The 17,634-nt window shown below is 52.6% G+C and carries 17 protein-coding genes, 3 pseudogenes and 1 other annotated feature; of the genes and pseudogenes, 15 read left to right on the top strand and 5 right to left on the bottom strand.

What is annotated here, in order from left to right; all coding sequences use genetic code 11:
• The first annotated feature begins 11 nt into the window (after positions 1-11).
• A complete protein-coding gene (cobO, locus tag ACMZI0_RS04650) occupies positions 12-602 on the top strand; it encodes a cob(I)yrinic acid a,c-diamide adenosyltransferase (RefSeq protein WP_415672341.1) in 591 nt (196 codons plus the stop codon).
• A 197-nt stretch (positions 603-799) separates the two neighbouring features.
• Here cobO and rluB read toward each other — a convergent pair whose 3' ends face one another.
• Positions 800-1,672, bottom strand: coding sequence for a 23S rRNA pseudouridine(2605) synthase RluB (rluB, locus tag ACMZI0_RS04655; RefSeq protein ID WP_415672111.1), 873 nt, complete (start codon positions 1,670-1,672; stop codon positions 800-802).
• A 289-nt stretch (positions 1,673-1,961) separates the two neighbouring features.
• On the opposite strand from rluB, the gene ACMZI0_RS04660 reads away from it, so the two are divergent.
• Genes ACMZI0_RS04660 through ACMZI0_RS04670 form a run of 3 tightly spaced genes read left to right on the top strand, consistent with a single transcriptional unit; the run spans position 1,962 to position 2,805 of the window.
• Positions 1,962-2,435 carry a GNAT family N-acetyltransferase gene (locus ACMZI0_RS04660; protein ID WP_415672112.1) on the top strand — a complete coding sequence of 158 codons (474 nt, stop codon included), beginning with the start codon at positions 1,962-1,964 and terminating at the stop codon, positions 2,433-2,435.
• A gap of 32 nt (positions 2,436-2,467) precedes the next feature.
• Positions 2,468-2,659, top strand: coding sequence for a hypothetical protein (locus ACMZI0_RS04665; RefSeq protein WP_415672113.1), 192 nt, complete (start codon positions 2,468-2,470; stop codon positions 2,657-2,659).
• Positions 2,653-2,805, top strand: a complete 153-nt coding sequence (locus ACMZI0_RS04670) for a hypothetical protein (protein ID WP_415672114.1) — start codon at positions 2,653-2,655, stop codon at positions 2,803-2,805. Before ACMZI0_RS04665 ends, ACMZI0_RS04670 begins: the two co-directional genes overlap by 7 nt.
• 49 nt (positions 2,806-2,854) lie before the next feature.
• Here the strand turns inward: ACMZI0_RS04670 and ACMZI0_RS04675 are convergent, their stop codons facing one another.
• Complete coding sequence (locus tag ACMZI0_RS04675; RefSeq protein ID WP_415672115.1) at positions 2,855-3,475, bottom strand: L-threonylcarbamoyladenylate synthase; 621 nt, start codon at positions 3,473-3,475, stop codon at positions 2,855-2,857.
• Between the two features lie 22 nt (positions 3,476-3,497).
• Complete coding sequence (rnm, locus tag ACMZI0_RS04680; protein ID WP_415672116.1) at positions 3,498-4,421, bottom strand: RNase RNM; 924 nt, start codon at positions 4,419-4,421, stop codon at positions 3,498-3,500.
• A gap of 237 nt (positions 4,422-4,658) precedes the next feature.
• Positions 4,659-4,762, top strand: a sequence feature (Trp leader region).
• A gap of 67 nt (positions 4,763-4,829) precedes the next feature.
• Between rnm and ACMZI0_RS04685 the strand changes: the two genes are divergently transcribed.
• From ACMZI0_RS04685 to ACMZI0_RS04710, 6 genes and pseudogenes are all read left to right on the top strand, one after another.
• Positions 4,830-6,416 carry an anthranilate synthase component 1 gene (locus ACMZI0_RS04685; RefSeq protein WP_415672117.1) on the top strand — a complete coding sequence of 529 codons (1,587 nt, stop codon included), beginning with the start codon at positions 4,830-4,832 and terminating at the stop codon, positions 6,414-6,416.
• Positions 6,416-8,085, top strand: a pseudogene (gene trpD, locus ACMZI0_RS04690) (bifunctional anthranilate synthase glutamate amidotransferase component TrpG/anthranilate phosphoribosyltransferase TrpD). The gene ACMZI0_RS04685 and the pseudogene trpD overlap by 1 nt, the downstream one beginning before the upstream one ends.
• A 7-nt stretch (positions 8,086-8,092) precedes the next feature.
• Entirely contained in the window at positions 8,093-9,469 is a 1,377-nt protein-coding gene (trpCF, locus tag ACMZI0_RS04695; RefSeq protein WP_415672118.1) for a bifunctional indole-3-glycerol-phosphate synthase TrpC/phosphoribosylanthranilate isomerase TrpF, read from the top strand.
• 63 nt (positions 9,470-9,532) lie between these two features.
• Entirely contained in the window at positions 9,533-10,726 is a 1,194-nt protein-coding gene (trpB, locus tag ACMZI0_RS04700) for a tryptophan synthase subunit beta (RefSeq protein WP_415672342.1), read from the top strand.
• On the top strand, positions 10,726-11,532 hold the full coding sequence (gene trpA / locus ACMZI0_RS04705) for a tryptophan synthase subunit alpha (RefSeq protein WP_415672119.1): 807 nt from the start codon (positions 10,726-10,728) through the stop codon (positions 11,530-11,532). The genes trpB and trpA overlap by 1 nt, the downstream gene beginning before the upstream one ends.
• A 508-nt stretch (positions 11,533-12,040) precedes the next feature.
• A complete protein-coding gene (locus tag ACMZI0_RS04710) occupies positions 12,041-12,736 on the top strand; it encodes an oligogalacturonate-specific porin KdgM family protein (RefSeq protein ID WP_415672120.1) in 696 nt (231 codons plus the stop codon).
• Between the two features lie 186 nt (positions 12,737-12,922).
• Here the strand turns inward: ACMZI0_RS04710 and ompW are convergent, their stop codons facing one another.
• A complete protein-coding gene (gene ompW / locus ACMZI0_RS04715) occupies positions 12,923-13,561 on the bottom strand; it encodes an outer membrane protein OmpW (RefSeq protein ID WP_415672121.1) in 639 nt (212 codons plus the stop codon).
• Positions 13,562-13,891: 330 nt separating this feature from the next.
• On the opposite strand from ompW, the pseudogene ACMZI0_RS04720 reads away from it, so the two are divergent.
• The 4 genes and pseudogenes from ACMZI0_RS04720 (at position 13,892) to yciA (ending at position 16,304) form a co-directional block, all read left to right on the top strand.
• Positions 13,892-14,237 (top strand): annotated as a pseudogene (locus ACMZI0_RS04720) (YkgJ family cysteine cluster protein).
• 128 nt (positions 14,238-14,365) lie between these two features.
• A complete protein-coding gene (locus tag ACMZI0_RS04725; protein ID WP_415672122.1) occupies positions 14,366-15,118 on the top strand; it encodes a YciC family protein in 753 nt (250 codons plus the stop codon).
• Positions 15,119-15,301: 183 nt separating this feature from the next.
• A complete protein-coding gene (locus ACMZI0_RS04730) occupies positions 15,302-15,856 on the top strand; it encodes a septation protein A (protein WP_415672123.1) in 555 nt (184 codons plus the stop codon).
• Positions 15,857-15,883: 27 nt separating this feature from the next.
• Positions 15,884-16,304: pseudogene (gene yciA, locus ACMZI0_RS04735) on the top strand (acyl-CoA thioester hydrolase YciA).
• A gap of 81 nt (positions 16,305-16,385) precedes the next feature.
• Here the strand turns inward: yciA and ACMZI0_RS04740 are convergent.
• Positions 16,386-17,054, bottom strand: a complete 669-nt coding sequence (locus tag ACMZI0_RS04740) for an energy transducer TonB (RefSeq protein WP_415672124.1) — start codon at positions 17,052-17,054, stop codon at positions 16,386-16,388.
• Positions 17,055-17,192: 138 nt separating this feature from the next.
• Here ACMZI0_RS04740 and ACMZI0_RS04745 point away from each other — a divergent pair, with 138 nt between their 5' ends.
• The gene (locus ACMZI0_RS04745; RefSeq protein WP_415672125.1) at positions 17,193-17,489 is read left to right on the top strand and encodes a YciI family protein; all 297 of its coding nucleotides are present in this window, start codon (positions 17,193-17,195) and stop codon (positions 17,487-17,489) included.
• Positions 17,490-17,634 lie beyond the last annotated feature (145 nt).

Genomic DNA, 17,634 nt, shown 5'->3' on the forward strand with positions numbered 1-17,634 from the left:
GAGCACAGACAATGGACGATGAACGCCATAAGCAGCGTCAGCAAAAACTGAAAGAACGGGTCGATGAGCGCATCGCTGCGGCCAATGAAGTACGCGGTATCGTTATGGTTTTCACCGGTAATAGTAAAGGAAAAACGACTGCGGCTTTCGGTAAGGCGACACGCGCAGTGGGCCACGGTTTGCGAGTCGGTGTGATTCAATTCATCAAAGGTGAATGGCCTAACGAGGAACGTAACCTGCTCGCTGAACACGCCGTTGAGTTTCAGGTGATAGCGACAGGGTTTACCTGGGACACGCAAGATCGTGTCAGCGACACAGCGGCAGCACAGGCCGTTTGGCAACACGGCAAACGCATGTTGGCTGATGACACCCTCGATCTGGTGATTCTGGATGAACTGACTTATATGGTGAGCTATGACTATCTGGCGCTGGACGAGGTGCTGAGGGCACTGCAACAGCGCCCTGCGCATCAAAGCGTGATTATTATCGGGCGCGGCTGCCATCGCGACCTGCTGGAATTGGCGGATACGGTAACGGAAATACGTCCGGTCAAACATGCGTTTGATGCGGGGATAAAAGCCCAGCAGGGTATTGACTGGTAGGAGGATCTCACTGACACAGTGAAGTCATCCCTAATGATTTATGCCAGAATAGTGAACAATTTCGTACGCGAACCTATGTGCACCTCTCTACCACCCACGTGGCACGCGCCGGACACGGGGTGTGCCATCGTGCCCCGCGCTTTTTGCGAAATGACGTCGCTACCCGATGTGTAAAACCTAAAACCTTAAAATCACCTTTAGCCATTACGCTTTGGCGCACTGCGCCGCGCGGGCCCCGCCTGACCGTGACGTTTTACCGCGCGACGAATTTGATTCGCTTTTACCCGACGGCGCTCGCGCTCAACCGGCAGTTTGCTCGTCGTTTCTGCTGGCAACTGTACCAGTTCACGCAAATAGTTAAGCTGCTCGAGCGGCATTTCTGTCCAACCGCCGCGCGGTAGACCTTTCGGCAGAGGGATGTCGCCATAAAGCACACGAATCAGGCGGCTCACCTGCACACCAACCGCTTCCCACAAACGGCGCACTTCACGGTTACGCCCTTCCGTCAGCGTGACGTTATACCACTGATTCAAGCCTTCGCCGCCGCTATAGCGCAGCGTGCAGAATGACGCCGGGCCATCGTCAAGCTGTACGCCTTTGGTCAGCAGCTTGAGTTTGTCCTCATCTACCTCACCAAACACCCGCACCGCATATTCACGTTCCACTTCATGGCTAGGATGCATCAAACGGTTCGCTAACTCACCATCGGTAGTAAACAGCAACAGGCCGGAGGTATTCACATCCAGACGACCGACCGCCACCCAGCGTGAACCGCGCATTTTCGGCAAACGATCGAACACTGTAGGACGCCCATCGGGATCGCTCCGGGTACAAAGCTCACCTTCCGGTTTGTAATAGATCAGTACCCGACAGACCGCTTCTTCCGTCTCTTTAACGGAAACCACATGGCCATCGATACGAATTCGGGTTGCTTTAGTCACTTCGACACGATCGCCCAGCGTCGCAATTTTGCCGTCCACGCTCACACGGCCTGCCTGGATAATGCCTTCAATCTCGCGGCGTGAGCCGTGGCCAGAGCGCGCCAGCACTTTTTGTAACTTTTCGCTCATTGAGCAGCCTCAAAGTGTCGCCTTCACAGGCGTCGGATAAAACAATGAGTCAACGCCAATCGTCGCATAACTCACTGATGAGTACCTGTTTGACAGGGAAATACGGGGAATATCCCCCTGCTTATACCCACATCGCCGTAGAAATACCGCGAGTGGCCGATCATTCTACATGAATTTTAGGCTAAATAGCGCATCCAGTTTGAGCATGTGCGTATACCCGCCGATAATCCTATTTCCAAGGAAACGTTAACGCAGACACGTTGTGTCTGCACAACAGGTAAAAATGCCCATGACAACCCTTTCGCCACTCGTCTGCCGTGATGCCACGCACTATAACAGCCATCAGCTCGCCGCCATATTAACCGAGTGCTTCACGGATTATGTGATCCCTTTTACCCTTGATGGCCCGATTTTTGCCACGCGCTTTAACGCCGAGGGATTATCGTTGACCGCAAGCCGTATCTGGAGCGCGAACAACAATCCGGTTGCACTGGCGATTATCGTGCGCCGTGGCTCGCGTTGCCGTTTGGCTGCCTTTGCCATTCACCCTCGCTGGCGCCGCGGTGGGTTAGGAAAAGCGATGTTAGGACAATTGCTGCGCGAAGCGCGCCAGCGAGGTGACAGCGCCATGTGGCTGGGGTCATTACCAGCAATGCGGCAGGCATTGCCTTGTACGACAGAATGGGATTTATACGTCAGGAAACCGTGTGCGGTTTTATGGCACCGCTGGCGGGTGAAACGGCGACAAGGCCAGCATCATTAACGCCTTGCGATCCGATCGCAATAATCAGCAGCATGATGACAGCACCTGATATTGCGCTGCCATGGATGATTGACCCTCTGGGCACCGTCGCGCTGCCAGCGCAGGGATATCGGCTGGGTGATAACGCATACGCGATTGTTGCTACCGCGTTTTCAAAACCCCAACTGCGTGCGCTCTACGTCAACCCGCAGCCCGGCGGCAAGGTCATGCACGACGTTTGTTAAAACTGCTGGCAGAGCAGTGCGAAGGAATACCAACGCCGGTCGCCATACCACAGGCGTTAGCGCCATTGTTTATGCAGGCAGGCTGGGAGCAGCATCCGATCACGCAATTTACGCTGTATCACCCACTTTCCGAACGCGAGGGTTAAGCGCACGGCGGGCAGATTGACCCGCCCAATGCAATGCTACACGCGTTTGTTACTGAAACGGTGAGATATCGCCGGTACCTTCGCGCACCACAACCGGCGAGGCATCCGTCAGATCGATGACCGTTGTGGTTTTTTGCCCTAAAAAGCCACCGTGAATAATCAAATCCACCAGTTTACCCAGGTGTTCCTGAATCTCCTCCAGATCGGATTCCGCAAAATCGTTACCCGGCAACATCAACGTCGTCGACATCAGCGGCTCATTGAGCGCTTCCAGCAGCGCCAGCGCGATTTCGTTGGATGGCACGCCCAATCCGATGGTTTTACGCTTTTCACTCATCAAACGACGCGGCACATCTTTGGTAGCTTTTAAAATAAAGGTGTAGTTGCCTGGCGTATTGTTTTTGATAAGCCGAAACGCCGCATTATCTACATAGGCATAGGTCGATATTTCGGAAAGGTCGCGACACACGATGGTGAAATTATGGTTACTGTCCAGATGGCGAATGCGACAGATACGCTCCATGGCATTCTTCTCCCCCAGCATACACCCCAATGCGTAACCGGAATCGGTGGGGTACACCAGCACGCCGCCTTTACGCAACACATCTACAGATTGACTAATTAACCGGGGCTGCGGGTTTTGTGGGTGAATATAAAAAAATTGACTCATGATACATCCTCAAACATCAAATTTAGCGCTGTTCTTCGCATCCGTTGCGTTGCAGCGATTCTGCGGTCAAAGGCAATGCGGCCAGCACCGGATGTTGCCACACCGGCGTCACCCCAGCGGGCAACCAGAGCTTACGACCCAGCTCAATCCAGGCGCAGGGACGGTGAAAATCAGATCCCTGCGAAGCATAGAGTTGGAAATCCCGCGCATAACGCGCCAATTGGGTACGTTCGTCCGGCGCTTGTTGGCACTGGGCCACTTCCATCGCTTCCCCCTTTGCGGCCACAAAGCAGGCCAGCAAACGCTTGAGCCATTTGGGCGACAAATCATACCGCCCCGGATGCGCCAATACCGCTACACCGCCCGCATGATGAATAACATCAACGGCTTCAGCTATTGTACACCACTGTGGCGGGACATATCCGGTTTTCCCTTTTGCCAGGTAGGATTTGAACACTTGCCCCACGTTGCTGGCTTTGCCCTGCTCCACTAGAAAACGGGCAAAATGACCGCGGGTAATTTCGCCCTCTCCGGCAAGACGCTGCGCGCCTTCCAAAGCACCCGGAATGCGCGCCCTTTCCAACCGTTCACCGATGGCCTGCGCGCGCTGCCAGCGACGGATTTTCTGCTGTTCGAGCAGTTGTGTCAGCGCGGCGTGGCCAGGTTCGAGACCTAAGCCGACGATATGAATCTCATGGTTTTCCCACAATGTAGAAATCTCAACCCCGGCGACCAACCGTAGCGGCAGACTCAATGCGTCTATCGCCTGCTGCGCAGTTGCCAGCCCGGCCACCGTATCGTGATCGGTAATAGCCAGAACACCAACACGCATCTCGACTGCACGTTGCACCAGATCGCAGGGCGACAGTTCTCCATCCGAAGCGGTAGTGTGGCTGTGCAAATCAAACAGCAGACAGGGAGACAGATCAACGGAAAGTTCGGACACACAGGCACCTATGGTTGTTAACGCTTCTCAGGGGATCTGAAGCGCGGGACATCATGCCATTAAACACGGCTTGAGGGGAACCATACGACTGCTGAGCGGCATCGATAAAATAAAGTGATTTAACAGGTTGACAATGCGCTCATGAACCAGTTAACTAGTACGAAAGCTCAGCAGATAAATGGAAACGTGATAATGGCAACGCACTTTCTCACAATGGTAAGCGGCAGCTTCAAAACCGGTGGTTGGTGGCGCTCTTCCCTATGGCGGGTGGAGTATTAACGCATAGCTGTTATCACGACATGCAAAATCTCTAAACCCGCTCAATTGGCGGTTTTTTTTTATGACTTACTGCTGTGCGAAGACGTGAAATAGACATAAAACGGGCAGCAGACAACCAGAGTAGCGACGATGCAAACATCAGCAACGATATCTTCATCCACCGACAAGCCGCAGCTTGAACTGCTGCGTATCGAAGCGGCCTATCGTGATAATCCGAGCGCGGTCTTTCATCAGCTGTGCGGAGCCCGACCGGCAACGCTGCTGCTGGAATCCGCTGAAATTGACAGTAAACAGGATCTGAAAAGCCTGTTGATCATTGACAGCGCATTGCGCATTACTGCTCTGGGACAGCAGGTATCTATTCAGGCGTTGACGGCTAACGGCGCTACGCTGCTGCCGCTGCTCGATAAGCTGTTACCCTCTGATATTCGCGTCGCCGTGCGTCCCAACGGTCGCGAGTTAACTTTCCCCGCCGTTGATACCCTGCAAGACGAAGATACACGCCTGCGTTCGCTCTCCATTTTCGATGCGCTGCGTCTGCTGCAAACGCTGGTAACCAGCCCAGCCAATGAGCGGGAAGCGATGTTCTTCGGTGGCCTGTTCGCTTACGATCTGGTAGCCGGATTTGAAGCGTTACCACCGCTCAGCCAACAACAGCGCTGCCCGGATTACTGCTTTTATCTGGCAGAAACCTTGTTGATTCTGGATCACCAGCAACGCGTCACCCATTTACAGGCCAGCCTGTTCACGCCCGATGCCGCCGAACGCCAGCGTCTGCAACACCGCCTGGCACAGTTAGGGCATCAGTTACAGCAAACGGCCCCTGCATTGCCGCGTCAGACGCTGACGGATATGACGCTCAGTTGCAACCAGAGCGATGAAGAGTACGGCGCCGTAGTACGTCAAATGCAGGAAGCGATTCGCATTGGTGAAATCTTCCAGGTCGTGCCGTCACGCCGTTTCTCACTGCCATGCCCGTCGCCGTTGGCCGCTTACCAGACGCTGAAAGAGAACAATCCCAGCCCCTACATGTTCTTTATGCAGGACCAGGATTTCACCTTGTTTGGCGCGTCTCCTGAAAGCTCGCTGAAATACGATGCGGATTCACGCCAGATTGAAATCTACCCGATTGCCGGTACACGCCCGCGTGGCCGTCGCGCGGATGGCTCACTCGACCGCGATCTCGACAGCCGTATTGAACTGGAAATGCGCACTGACCATAAAGAACTGGCAGAGCACCTGATGCTGGTTGATCTGGCGCGTAACGATCTGGCGCGTATCTGTGAACCCGGCAGCCGCTATGTGGCCGATCTTACCAAGGTGGATCGCTACTCTTTCGTGATGCATCTGGTTTCCCGCGTTGTCGGGACGTTGCGTAACGATCTGGACGTCCTGCATGCCTACCGGGCCTGCATGAACATGGGCACGCTGAGCGGTGCACCGAAAGTGCGTGCAATGCAACTGATTGCGGCAAGTGAAAAAACGCGGCGCGGCAGTTACGGCGGCGCGGTGGGCTATTTTACTGCACACGGCGATCTGGATACCTGCATCGTCATCCGCTCTGCCTATGTTGAAGACGGCATCGCTACCGTTCAGGCCGGTGCGGGGGTGGTGCTCGATTCACAACCGCAGGCGGAAGCTGACGAAACACGAAATAAAGCGCGCGCGGTACTTCGCGCCATTGCCACGGCTCACTATGCCAAGGAGATCTTCTGATGGCCGATATCCTGTTGCTCGATAACATTGATTCTTTCACCTACAACCTGGTGAATCAGCTGCGCGCCAGCGGCCACAACGTGGTGATTTACCGCAATCAGGTTCCCGCTGACACCATCATGGCGTGCCTGAAAGAATTGGAAAACCCGGTTCTGATGCTCTCTCCCGGCCCCGGTACGCCCGCTCAGGCAGGTTGCATGCCCGACCTGTTGACGCGCCTGCGCGGTCGCTTGCCGATTATCGGCGTTTGCCTTGGGCATCAGGCGATTGTTGAAGCTTATGGCGGACACGTGGGCCAAGCCGGTGAAATCCTGCACGGTAAAGCCTCGGCCATTGAGCATGATGGCCAAGGTATGTTTCAGGGATTACCTAACCCATTGCCGGTGGCGCGTTACCACTCACTGGTGGGCAGTCAGGTGCCTGATGAACTCACGGTCAATGCCCATTTTAATGGCATGGTGATGGCAGTGCGACACGACGCCGATCGCGTCTGCGGCTTCCAGTTTCACCCAGAATCGATTCTAACCACTCACGGTGCCCGTCTGCTGGAACAGGCGCTGGCGTAAGCCTCATCGCGACTCACCCCGAAAATCATTACCGAATTTAAGGATATGTTATGCAAGCTTCTGTGAATACGCTGGCCGCCGCCCCCTTCGACGCCACACTGGAAAAACAGGCCATTTTGGAAAAACTGTTCGGTGCCCAGACCATTTCTCGCGACGAAAGTCAGGCACTGTTCAGCGCCATTGTGCACGGTGAGCTGGAACCCGCGCAGCTGGCCGCTGCGCTTATCAGCATGAAAGTACGTGGCGAGCATCCGGAAGAGATCGCCGGTGCTGCCGCAGCCTTGTTGGCCGATGCGCAGCCTTTCCCGCGTCCGGATTACCTGTTTGCCGATATCGTTGGTACCGGCGGCGATGGCACCAACAGTATCAACATCTCTACCGCCAGCGCCTTCGTTGCCGCCAGTTGCGGTGTCAAGGTTGCCAAGCACGGCAACCGCAGCGTCTCCAGCCGTTCCGGTTCCTCCGATCTGCTCTCTGCGTTCGGCATTAAACTGGATATGGCACCGGCGCAATCGCGCCAAGCGCTGGACGATCTGGGCGTCTGCTTTTTATTTGCACCGCAATACCACACCGGATTCCGCCACGCTATGCCGGTACGCCAGTTGTTGAAAACGCGCACCCTGTTTAACGTACTTGGCCCGCTGATTAACCCGGCGCGACCACCGCTGGCGCTGATTGGTGTTTACAGCCCGCATCTGGTAACGCCCATTGCCGAAACGCTGCGCGTACTCGGCTATCAACGCGCCGCAGTGGTACACGGTGGCGGCATGGATGAAGTTGCACTACACGCCCCGACTCAGGTAGCAGAATTGCGCGATGGTCAGGTGGAAACCTATGAATTGACCCACCGCGATTTCGGTCTGGAGAGTGCCCCGCTTTCTGCACTCCAGGGCGGGCTGCCCGAAGAGAACCGTGATATTCTGGCGCGTCTGTTACAAGGCAAAGGCGAGCGCGCGCACGATAACGCCGTGGCTGCCAACGTCACATTATTGCTGCGTCTGTTCGGACAACAAGATTTACGCCAGAACGCGCAGCAGGCATTGGATGTTATTCACAGCGGGCAGGCGTACCAGCGCGTGACAGCGCTCGCCGCCAGAGGGTAAAGGTGCTATGCAGGAATCAGAACTGAGCAAGGCCGTGTTGGGCAAAATCGTACAGGATAAAGTGAGTTGGATTGTTGCACGCCAACAAGAACAGCCGTTATCCACCTTTCAAGCGGATCTTGTTCCTAGCCAGCGCGACTTTTATGCGGCGCTGAAACACAAAAAACCCGCGTTTATTCTGGAATGCAAAAAGGCATCGCCGTCCAAAGGGCTGATTCGCGAAGGTTTTGATCCGGTGGCGATCGCTCGTGTCTATAGCGATTATGCATCCGCCATTTCTGTGCTGACGGATGAGAAATATTTTCAGGGCAGTTTTGATTTTCTGCCGCGTATCAGCGCTGCCGTCAGACAACCGGTGCTGTGCAAAGATTTCATCATCTCGGAATACCAGATTTATCTGGCGCGCCATTATCAGGCCGATGCCATTCTGCTGATGCTGTCGGTGCTGGACGATCACGAATACCGAGAACTGGCCCAGATAGCGCACAGCCTGAAAATGGGCGTGTTGACGGAAGTGAGTACCGAAGCAGAACTGGAACGGGCTATCGCGCTCAAAGCGCGCGTGGTCGGTATCAATAACCGCGATCTGCGCGACCTGTCTATCGACCTCGATCGCACGCGCACGCTGGCGCCGCGCTTGCCCAAAAATGTTAAGGTAATCAGTGAATCCGGCATTCATAATGCCGCACAAATTCGCGAGCTGAGCGCCTATGCTAACGGTTTTCTGGTCGGCAGTTCGCTGATGTCAGAACCCAATTTAGCCCTGGCGGTGCGCCGACTGATTTTGGGCGAAAATAAAGTGTGCGGACTGACGCGTGCGATGGATGCCGCCGCAGCGTATAACGCCGGTGCGGTTTATGGCGGGCTGATCTTTGTGCCCTCCTCGCCGCGCTATGTGACACCGGAATTCGCGCCTACGGTGATGTCCGGTGCGCCATTGCACTACGTCGGCGTGTTCCGTAACGCGCCCGCCGCTGAGATTGCACAAACTGCCCGTCAACTCGGGCTGTTCGCAGTGCAACTGCACGGCAACGAAAACCAGACAGCCATTGATGCCCTGCGCCAACTGCTGCCCGCAACCTGCCAGATCTGGAAAACGCTCAGCGTTGAAAAACGGCTTCCGAAACGGGATTTGATGAGCGTGAACCGCTATCTGTTTGATAACGCACAAGGTGGTAGCGGTGAACGCTTTGACTGGAATCTTCTGCACGGTGCCGACGTCGATCAGGTGCTGTTGGCCGGTGGCGTGAATGTGTTCAATAGCGCCAAAGCCGCACAGCTCGGCTGTGCCGGGCTGGATCTTAACTCCGGTGTTGAGAGCGAACCCGGGATTAAAGACGCGGTGAAAATACACGCCGCTTTTGCCCCGCTTTACCCGCAGTAATCACCGGGTAGTGAGCTCGACACGCATCAATTTTCGATTTGTACTGACAGGACAGACAGGAACATTATGACGTTACTTAATCCTTATTTTGGTGAATTCGGCGGCCAGTATGTGCCGCAGATACTGCTCCCCGCGTTAAGGCAGTTGGAACAAACCTTTGTTGACGCACAGAAAAATCCTGAATTTCAGACTGCGTTTACTGACTTGCTGAAAAACTACGCGGGTCGGCCAACGGCGCTCACTCGCTGTCGTAACCTGACGCAGGGCACGCGCGCCACGTTGTATCTCAAACGAGAAGATCTGTTGCACGGTGGCGCGCACAAAACCAACCAGGTGTTGGGTCAGGCACTGTTGGCCAAGCGCATGGGGAAAACCGAGATCATCGCCGAAACAGGTGCGGGACAACACGGTGTGGCCACCGCGCTGGCGTGCGCCTTGCTCGGCCTGAAGTGTCGCATCTACATGGGTGCCAAAGATGTTGAACGCCAGTCGCCCAATGTGTTTCGTATGCGGCTGATGGGTGCCGAGGTGATCCCGGTGCACAGCGGTTCTTCTACGCTGAGAGATGCCTGTAACGAAGCGCTGCGCGACTGGTCTGGCAGCTATGATAAAGCGCACTATTTATTGGGTACAGCCGCTGGCCCGCACCCGTTCCCGACCATCGTGCGTGAATTCCAGCGCATGATTGGTGAAGAGACCAAAGCGCAGATTCTGGAGCACGAAGGACGCTTACCTAATGCGGTATTGGCCTGCGTGGGCGGCGGCTCTAACGCAATCGGCATGTTCGCCGATTTCATTGAAGAGAGCTCCGTGCGTTTGATTGGAGTCGAACCTGCTGGGTTAGGCATCGAAAGCGGACAACACGGCGCACCGCTGAAACACGGCCGCGTGGGGATCTATTTCGGAATGAAATCCCCGATGATGCAAACGTCAGACGGTCAAATCGAGGAATCCTACTCTATTTCTGCCGGGCTGGATTTCCCATCAGTGGGCCCGCAGCACGCCTACCTGAACAGCATCGGTCGTGCCGACTACGTCTCGATTACTGATGATGAAGCGCTGGACGCATTTCAGGAACTCTCCCGGCATGAAGGGATTATTCCTGCGCTGGAATCGTCCCACGCGCTGGCACATGCCTTGAAGATGATCCGCCTGGAGCCCGAAAAAGAGCAACTGCTGGTGGTTAACCTCTCTGGCCGCGGTGATAAAGACATATTTACGGTTCACGATATTTTGAAAGGTCGGGGGGAGATCTGATGGAGCGTTATCAACAACGGTTTGCTCAACTGGCTGAAAAGAAGGAAGGCGCCTTTGTTCCCTTCGTTACCTTAGGCGATCCGACCCCGGCATTATCATTGCAGATTATCGACACGCTGATCGATGCCGGTGCCGATGCGTTAGAATTGGGCATTCCGTTTTCCGATCCGTTGGCGGACGGCCCCACTATTCAGGCAGAAACCTTGCGCGCCTTTGAAGCGGGTGTTACCCCCGGTTGTTGCTTTGAGATGCTGGCCGCCATCCGCCAAAAGCATCCCACCATGCCTATTGGCCTGTTGATGTATGCCAATCTGGTGTTTAGCAACGGTATCGATGCGTTTTATCAGCGCTGTGCCGAAGCGGGCGTTGATTCGGTACTGATCGCCGACGTGCCGATTGAAGAGTCTGCGCCCTTCCGTGCGGCGGCGTTGCGACATAACGTTGCGCCCATCTTTATCTGTCCGCCCAACGCAGATGACGCGTTGCTCAGAGAGATAGCCTCTCATGGCCGTAGCTATACCTATCTGTTGTCACGAGCGGACGTGACGGGCGCGGAGAAGCGCGCTGAGCTGCCGTTGCACCACTTGATCGCCACGCTGACGGAATATCACGCTGCGCCTTCTCTGCAAGGCTTCGGCATTTCCGAACCCTCACAGGTGAAAGAGGCTATCGCTTCAGGTGCTGCTGGCGCTATTTCTGGCTCAGCCATTGTACGTATCATTGAACAACATCGTCATCAACCGGATGTGATGCTGGCGAAACTGCATGATTTTGTCAGCCGTATGAAGGCCGCCACGCGCACTTGATCCTGCCTTTATTCTCTTCCCCGCCCGGTATTTTTCTGGCGGGGGACAGCATTTTTCACTGTGTTAGCGAATCAATCCCATTACCGAGCACAGCAGCGAAAAAATTATTTTTCAGCCCTGACAATACCCTGTTTATGATTATTTTTTGCAAATAAAAACGCGGATAAAAGTTATTTTTTGATGTATTGATAAATTCAAATAAAAAAATATATTTCAAAATACATTAATTTGTAAAAAATTAATTTCAAATTTTGAAAGGTAAACTTCAAAACAAAAATATATAAAATTCAAAACTATATTTTAATTTTGAATACATAAAATTTCGCTTGATTAATTGAACAAAATCACAAAAATGAAACCGCTGAACTAATATCTGATTTTGAAGATCTTGTTCACATTACTGTAAGAAAGAATACATACAATGGACTTGCTATAAAAAAGTAGCGTCTTCTCTTCAATAATAATTCTCTTGACATGGGATAATATAAGGAAAGCTAAATTACTCGCGATGATGGTAACCTCGTTAGTCAGCATGAGCACCATGGCTGTGACCATTGACTACCGCCATGAAATGAGAGATACCAAATCTGCAAACCATCAAGATCGTTTGTTGCTTTCTAACCGTTTTGACAACGGTTTTGGTCTGTCTATGGAAGGCAAAGGGGCGCAGAGTGGTAAGGACACTACGCCGAACAGACCGTTCAGCGAACCTGTCAGCAATGGTACTGAAGTAACTGCAAGCTATCTGTACAAGTTCGATAAAACGTTTGGCCTGGAAGCTGGTCTGAACTTTGTATCTGACTCTGTCAGCGCCAAATATCGTCCTTATATCAAGGGCACCGCGAACATCACGGATTCTTTGTACTACGGCCTGCGCTACCGTCCGTTCTACCAACGTAACAGTGGTAACATTGGCGGCGCTAACACCAACATGAGTGGCTATACGATCACCAGCACCCTGGGTTATAAACTGCCGGCCAACTTCAACATTGAGTATGAGTTTGAGTACGTTAAAAATACCAAATCTGGTTCAGCGGGTTATATTTCAGACAATGAAAACGATAACATGACCCACAACGTTAAGCTGGCATACAAATATGACAAGAACTGGACTCCGTATGCCGAAGTGGGCAACATTGAAGGCAGCAAAAATACTGACGAACGTCAAACTCGCTTCCGTATTGGTGTACAATACAACTTCTAATCGCTAAACGGTTATTACGTTAGCTTTATTGGTTTGTTTTACCCTGTGTTGAAAAACGGCGGATTACTCTCCGCCGTTTTTTTGTTCTGGTAAAAATATAATTTAGTACGTGATTGTTTACTGGGAAATAAATGCGGCGCTCGAAAGCGCCGCAGGTTTTATTGTTAATGTCACGTTGTAAAAAGATTAAAAACGATATCCAACGCCAAACATAAAGGTGAAAGGATCGAGACGAGTGCCGATCGATTGCGGCCCCAAAGAGGAATTAAAACGCACATCGGTATCAATATTCATCCACCAGACCGATGCATTAATCAGCCAGTTTTTATCCAGGTTATAATCCAACCCGGCCTGTCCGGCCACGCCCCAGGAATTTTTCACGCTAAGATCGCTCAATCCCAGTCCCAAATTCTTGCCGCGATCGTTGAATTTCTCATCGAAGAATAGGGTGTAGTTGATCCCCACCCCCAGATACGGACGCAGTTTGTCTTTCGCATCGCGGAAATAGTACTGAGCCATCAATGACAGCGGCAAATGGCTAACCTGCGCAATTTTACCAATGGTTTGCAACCCAACATTGTGCGTAAACGGCGTCGCCGCCAGCAACTCAACGCCAATGTTATCCGTGACCATATAGCTAAATGTCAGCCCTAACTGCGTATCGTTATCGACCTTAAAAGAGCTGACGTTAAGTACCGTATCCCCACCCGCATTCGGGCGCACAGTAGCTGTTCCTGCACGCACAATAAAATCACCCTCCTGATGCGCCTGCGCGAAAGCTGGCAGCAACATTGCGACGAGTAGAGCCAAAGAGGTTTTTTTCATTATTACCCACTCCATTTATATGGTTTAAAGTCGTGCGCAGAATACCTCTAAGTAGGTATTCTTGTTTTAAGCCAGATCACAACTTTTACGCTAAAAAAAGCGAAATTCTAAACGCATAAAAATGCGCCAACTGATTTAAAAATATAAAATTTATTCAAATCAATAAAATTTATTCAAATCAATTTTCACCATTAATGGCATTTAGTGCGCTAGCTAATTCTGAGCCTTCACGGCGCTGAATCATTGGCGCTATAGTGACTGCCTGTCCGGCACAGTGTGATGACGTTGTGGAAGAGGCAAACCGTGGATACGTCGAACCAGGAATCGAATATCGGTGATAACCTCAACAGTTGCCTGCAATGTGGGGCCTGCTGCGGTTTTTTTCGCGTCTCATTTTACTGGGCAGAGGCTGATGACGGTGGCGGTGTGACGCCGGCTTCCCCGACAGAGCCCATCACCCCTTTTATCCGCTGTATGCAGGGCACCAACAGTCAATCACACTGCCGCTGTACTGCGCTTGAAGGCGAAATTGGCCAGACCGTCAGTTGCAGCATCTATAGCGCAACTCCCATCCCCTTGCCGTGAGTTTTTGCGATCGGGTGTGAACGGCGAGGAAAACAGCGCCTGCAATCGCGCCAGAGCGCGTTACGGATTGCCCCCACTTTTTCCTGCCTGATAAAAATTGCGGCGAATACTCTTTTCAGACGTGCAGCAAGGTGCAACCTTCTGAGGTAACAGGTTACAATGTGGAACATTGGGCGCGCAGACGCGTCGTTTTCACTGTTGAATAGCCAAGGAGCTTTCATGCCTATCACGGCCGGTACCCTCTACCGTGACACTATGAATTTTACACGTAACCAACTCATCGGCCTGTTGTTGCTGTCATTGCTTACGGCGGTTATCACTGTCATGTTAAATCAGGCATTGATACCGGCACCGGATCAACTGCAAATATTGAGTAATGTCAGCGGCAATCTCTCCAGTACCGGTCAGTTGGGGCTGCACGATCTGATTCAACAGATGACGCCTGAGCAGCAAATGGTGCTGCTTAAAGTTTCTGCGGCCAGCACCTTTGCGGCACTGGTGGGCAACGCGTTGCTGACTGGCGGCGTACTGACGCTGGTAAGGCAGGTTTCCGCCGGGCAACCCACCAGCGCGCTGCGTGCGATTGGCGCCTCTGCGCCACTACTGCCGCGGCTGTTCTTTTTAATTCTGGTGGGCACTATTCTGGTGCAACTGGGCATGCTGCTATTGATCGTGCCCGGGGTGCTACTGGCCATAGCCGTCAGCCTGTCATCGGTGATTGCCGCGGTTGAGAATAAAGGGGTATTCGCTTCCATTCGCGTTAGTGCCAAGCTCGCTTATGGTAATCTTAAGCTGGTTGCCCCCGCCGTGCTCTTTTGGTTATTGGCAAAGATTGCCCTGCTGATGCTGGTGGCACGCGTACCGCTGGCATCGCCGACTACCATGGCGATTCTGATGAATGGGGTGAGTAACCTGATCTCTGCTATCTTTTTAATCTATCTTTTCCGTCTGTATATGCTGCTGCGTCAATAACGTATGAACATGCCGTCTGCGGACGGCATGCATGATTGCCAGAAAAGTAATGTTCTGCAAATTCTTATGATAAAATAGGAAGTGGATGGCGCAATCAAGGATGAATGACAGCCAGCAGCAGACGATCGCCTACGGGTGAATGTGATTAATCTTTGGCACCTCGCGTTGTAATGGGTCGGTATAATGAAGCAACTTATTGATTTTTTGCCTTTATTTATTTTTTTCGTCGTATACAAACTGTACGATATCTTTTGGGCCACCGGGGCACTGATTGCCGCCACGCTCGCAGCCTTCCTCTACAGCTGGTACAAATTCCGTAAAGTTGAAAAAACCATGCTGGTCACCGTCGTTCTGGTCGCAGTGTTCGGCGGGCTGACGATCTATTTCCATAACCCTGAATTCATCAAATGGAAAGTGACGATCATTTACGCACTGTTTGCCGGTGCATTACTGATTGGACAGTGGTTTTTCAACAAATCGCTGATCCAGAGCATGCTCGGTAAAGAGATCACACTGCCGCAACAGGTTTGGCGCAAACTGAATACCTCCTGGGCGCTGTTTTTCATTGCCTGTGGATTGCTCAATATCTATGTTGCGTTCTGGCTGTCAGAAAGCCTGTGGATGAACTTCAAAGTGTTCGGGCTGACAGGGCTCACGTTGTTGTTTACACTGGCCTGCGGCGTTTACATCTATCGCTATCTGCCTCCCGAGCAGAATAATAATGAAAGCAAACAGTAATCATTTAACCGTTAACCTGAGACGATGATGATTACTACTCAAACAGCACCTCACGGTGAGCTGGTTCTGCGCACGCTGGCCATGCCCGCTGATACCAACGCCAACGGGGACATCTTCAGTGGCTGGCTGATGTCGCAAATGGACATTAGCGGCGCCATCATGGCAAAAGAAATTGCTGAAGGGCGCGTCGTTACCGTTCGCGTTGACGGCATGAGCTTCCTCAAACCTGTTGCCGTCGGTGACGTGGTTTGCTGCTATCTATGCCCGCTATCTTCGCACCGGTCGCAGTTCGCTGGATATTAATGTCGAAGTATGGGTCAAAAAGGTCTCCTCCGCGCCTATCGGGCAACGTTACCGCGCAACGCAGGCGCTGTTTACCTACGTTGCAGTGGATAAAGCGGGCCATCCACGCGAATTACCGCCCGATCCGGCCCCTGACCAGCCCTGATCGTCCATTAGCTCAACCTGTCACTGAGTAAAAAAAAGAACCGCATCAGCGGTTCTTTTTTATTTCCATTTTGTTACTCGATCATTCGACCACAGCACCGCCATCAATCTTAAAGATGATGGTCACCTGCAAATCTTTGCCCAGTTTCCCCGTTTCATCGCGCCATTTGCGCATTGCCTGGCGAATGTCGCGTTCAAACATGTTGCGTGGCTGCGCGTTCAGTACACGAATATTGTCTACGCGTCCTTCGCTGTCCACATCAAACTGAAGCGTTGCTTTGCCTTCTACGCGTAGCGCGAAAGCGCGCGCCGGATATTGCGGCTGTGCACGACTCAGCGGGCGTGGCCCTGACGACTGCGCCGTCGCTGACGGTGCCGGAGCCTGACGTACCGGTGCAGTGTCACGCGTTTTGATGGCGTCCTCTGAGGTAAACGGCGATGGAGGCTGTTTCTCGTCCGCCTTCTCTTGCGTCTTTTTCGGCTGCTCGACCTTTTTCTTTACCGGTTCAGTTTTCGGTTTCGGCTTAGGTTCCGGTTTTGGCTCGGGTTGAGCGGCCTGCGGCGCAGGAGCCGCCTCCGTTGCCGCTGGTGCGACCATTACGACGCTGATCGGTTTCGTCGCCTGAGGCAGCTCAAGCGCGCCATTAAAGGATGCGTATAACAATACGGCGATTAACCCGCCATGAACGCCAACAGAAAGTAAAAAAGACCAGGATTGGCGGCGGATTCCTAATAAAGTTGTTTGCGGCATAATTTTTCGTTGTCCTCTTAGCCGCCCAAGTTTAAATGCAAATAGCAATCATATTCAATAAGAACCCGATAGTTTGTTAAAAAAACCATGAGCAGAGTATGGTGGTATTTTCTCCCTATTCCCTTGAGGATTATCAAGATGTTGTACATCATTTTCGCCCAGGACGTTCCCGATTCATTGTCAAATCGTCTGGCTGCACGCCCTGCCCACCTGGCACGTTTACAAACGTTGCGCGATGAAGGACGACTCCTCACAGCAGGTCCATTACCGGCCGTTGACAGCGAAGCACCCGGTGACGCAGGATTTACCGGTTCCGCCGTCATCGCCGAGTTCGCCTCTCTCACCGATGCACAGCGTTGGACCGATGCCGATCCTTACGTTGCTGCTGGTGTATACCAGAACGTAACCGCAAAACCCTTCAAAAAGGTATTTTAACCCTGCGTTACCAACGGTTATTTTGTTTAAGACGGCATTTTGATGCAGCATAAGCACTGGATTTTAGCATGCTTTTGCTGCATTCCCCACGTGCATTCAGCTCGTTATCTATATCAAAAAATTTGAAACAGATGAGCGCTCGGAA

Source organism: Symbiopectobacterium sp., from assembly GCF_047692315.1.
Lineage (GTDB): Bacteria > Pseudomonadota > Gammaproteobacteria > Enterobacterales > Enterobacteriaceae > Symbiopectobacterium.

Coding starts and splice junctions, on each gene's coding strand:
- ACMZI0_RS04685 (WP_415672117.1), top strand. CDS start 4,830: ATGCAAACATCAGCAACGATATCTTCATCCACCGACAAGCCGCAGCTT.
- trpA (WP_415672119.1), top strand. CDS start 10,726: ATGGAGCGTTATCAACAACGGTTTGCTCAACTGGCTGAAAAGAAGGAA.
- ACMZI0_RS04745 (WP_415672125.1), top strand. CDS start 17,193: ATGTTGTACATCATTTTCGCCCAGGACGTTCCCGATTCATTGTCAAAT.
- trpCF (WP_415672118.1), top strand. CDS start 8,093: ATGCAGGAATCAGAACTGAGCAAGGCCGTGTTGGGCAAAATCGTACAG.
- ACMZI0_RS04675 (WP_415672115.1), bottom strand. CDS start 3,475: ATGAGTCAATTTTTTTATATTCACCCACAAAACCCGCAGCCCCGGTTA.
- ACMZI0_RS04660 (WP_415672112.1), top strand. CDS start 1,962: ATGACAACCCTTTCGCCACTCGTCTGCCGTGATGCCACGCACTATAAC.
- ACMZI0_RS04725 (WP_415672122.1), top strand. CDS start 14,366: ATGCCTATCACGGCCGGTACCCTCTACCGTGACACTATGAATTTTACA.
- rluB (WP_415672111.1), bottom strand. CDS start 1,672: ATGAGCGAAAAGTTACAAAAAGTGCTGGCGCGCTCTGGCCACGGCTCA.
- ACMZI0_RS04665 (WP_415672113.1), top strand. CDS start 2,468: ATGATGACAGCACCTGATATTGCGCTGCCATGGATGATTGACCCTCTG.
- ompW (WP_415672121.1), bottom strand. CDS start 13,561: ATGAAAAAAACCTCTTTGGCTCTACTCGTCGCAATGTTGCTGCCAGCT.
- ACMZI0_RS04730 (WP_415672123.1), top strand. CDS start 15,302: ATGAAGCAACTTATTGATTTTTTGCCTTTATTTATTTTTTTCGTCGTA.
- cobO (WP_415672341.1), top strand. CDS start 12: ATGGACGATGAACGCCATAAGCAGCGTCAGCAAAAACTGAAAGAACGG.
- ACMZI0_RS04740 (WP_415672124.1), bottom strand. CDS start 17,054: ATGCCGCAAACAACTTTATTAGGAATCCGCCGCCAATCCTGGTCTTTT.
- ACMZI0_RS04710 (WP_415672120.1), top strand. CDS start 12,041: ATGATGGTAACCTCGTTAGTCAGCATGAGCACCATGGCTGTGACCATT.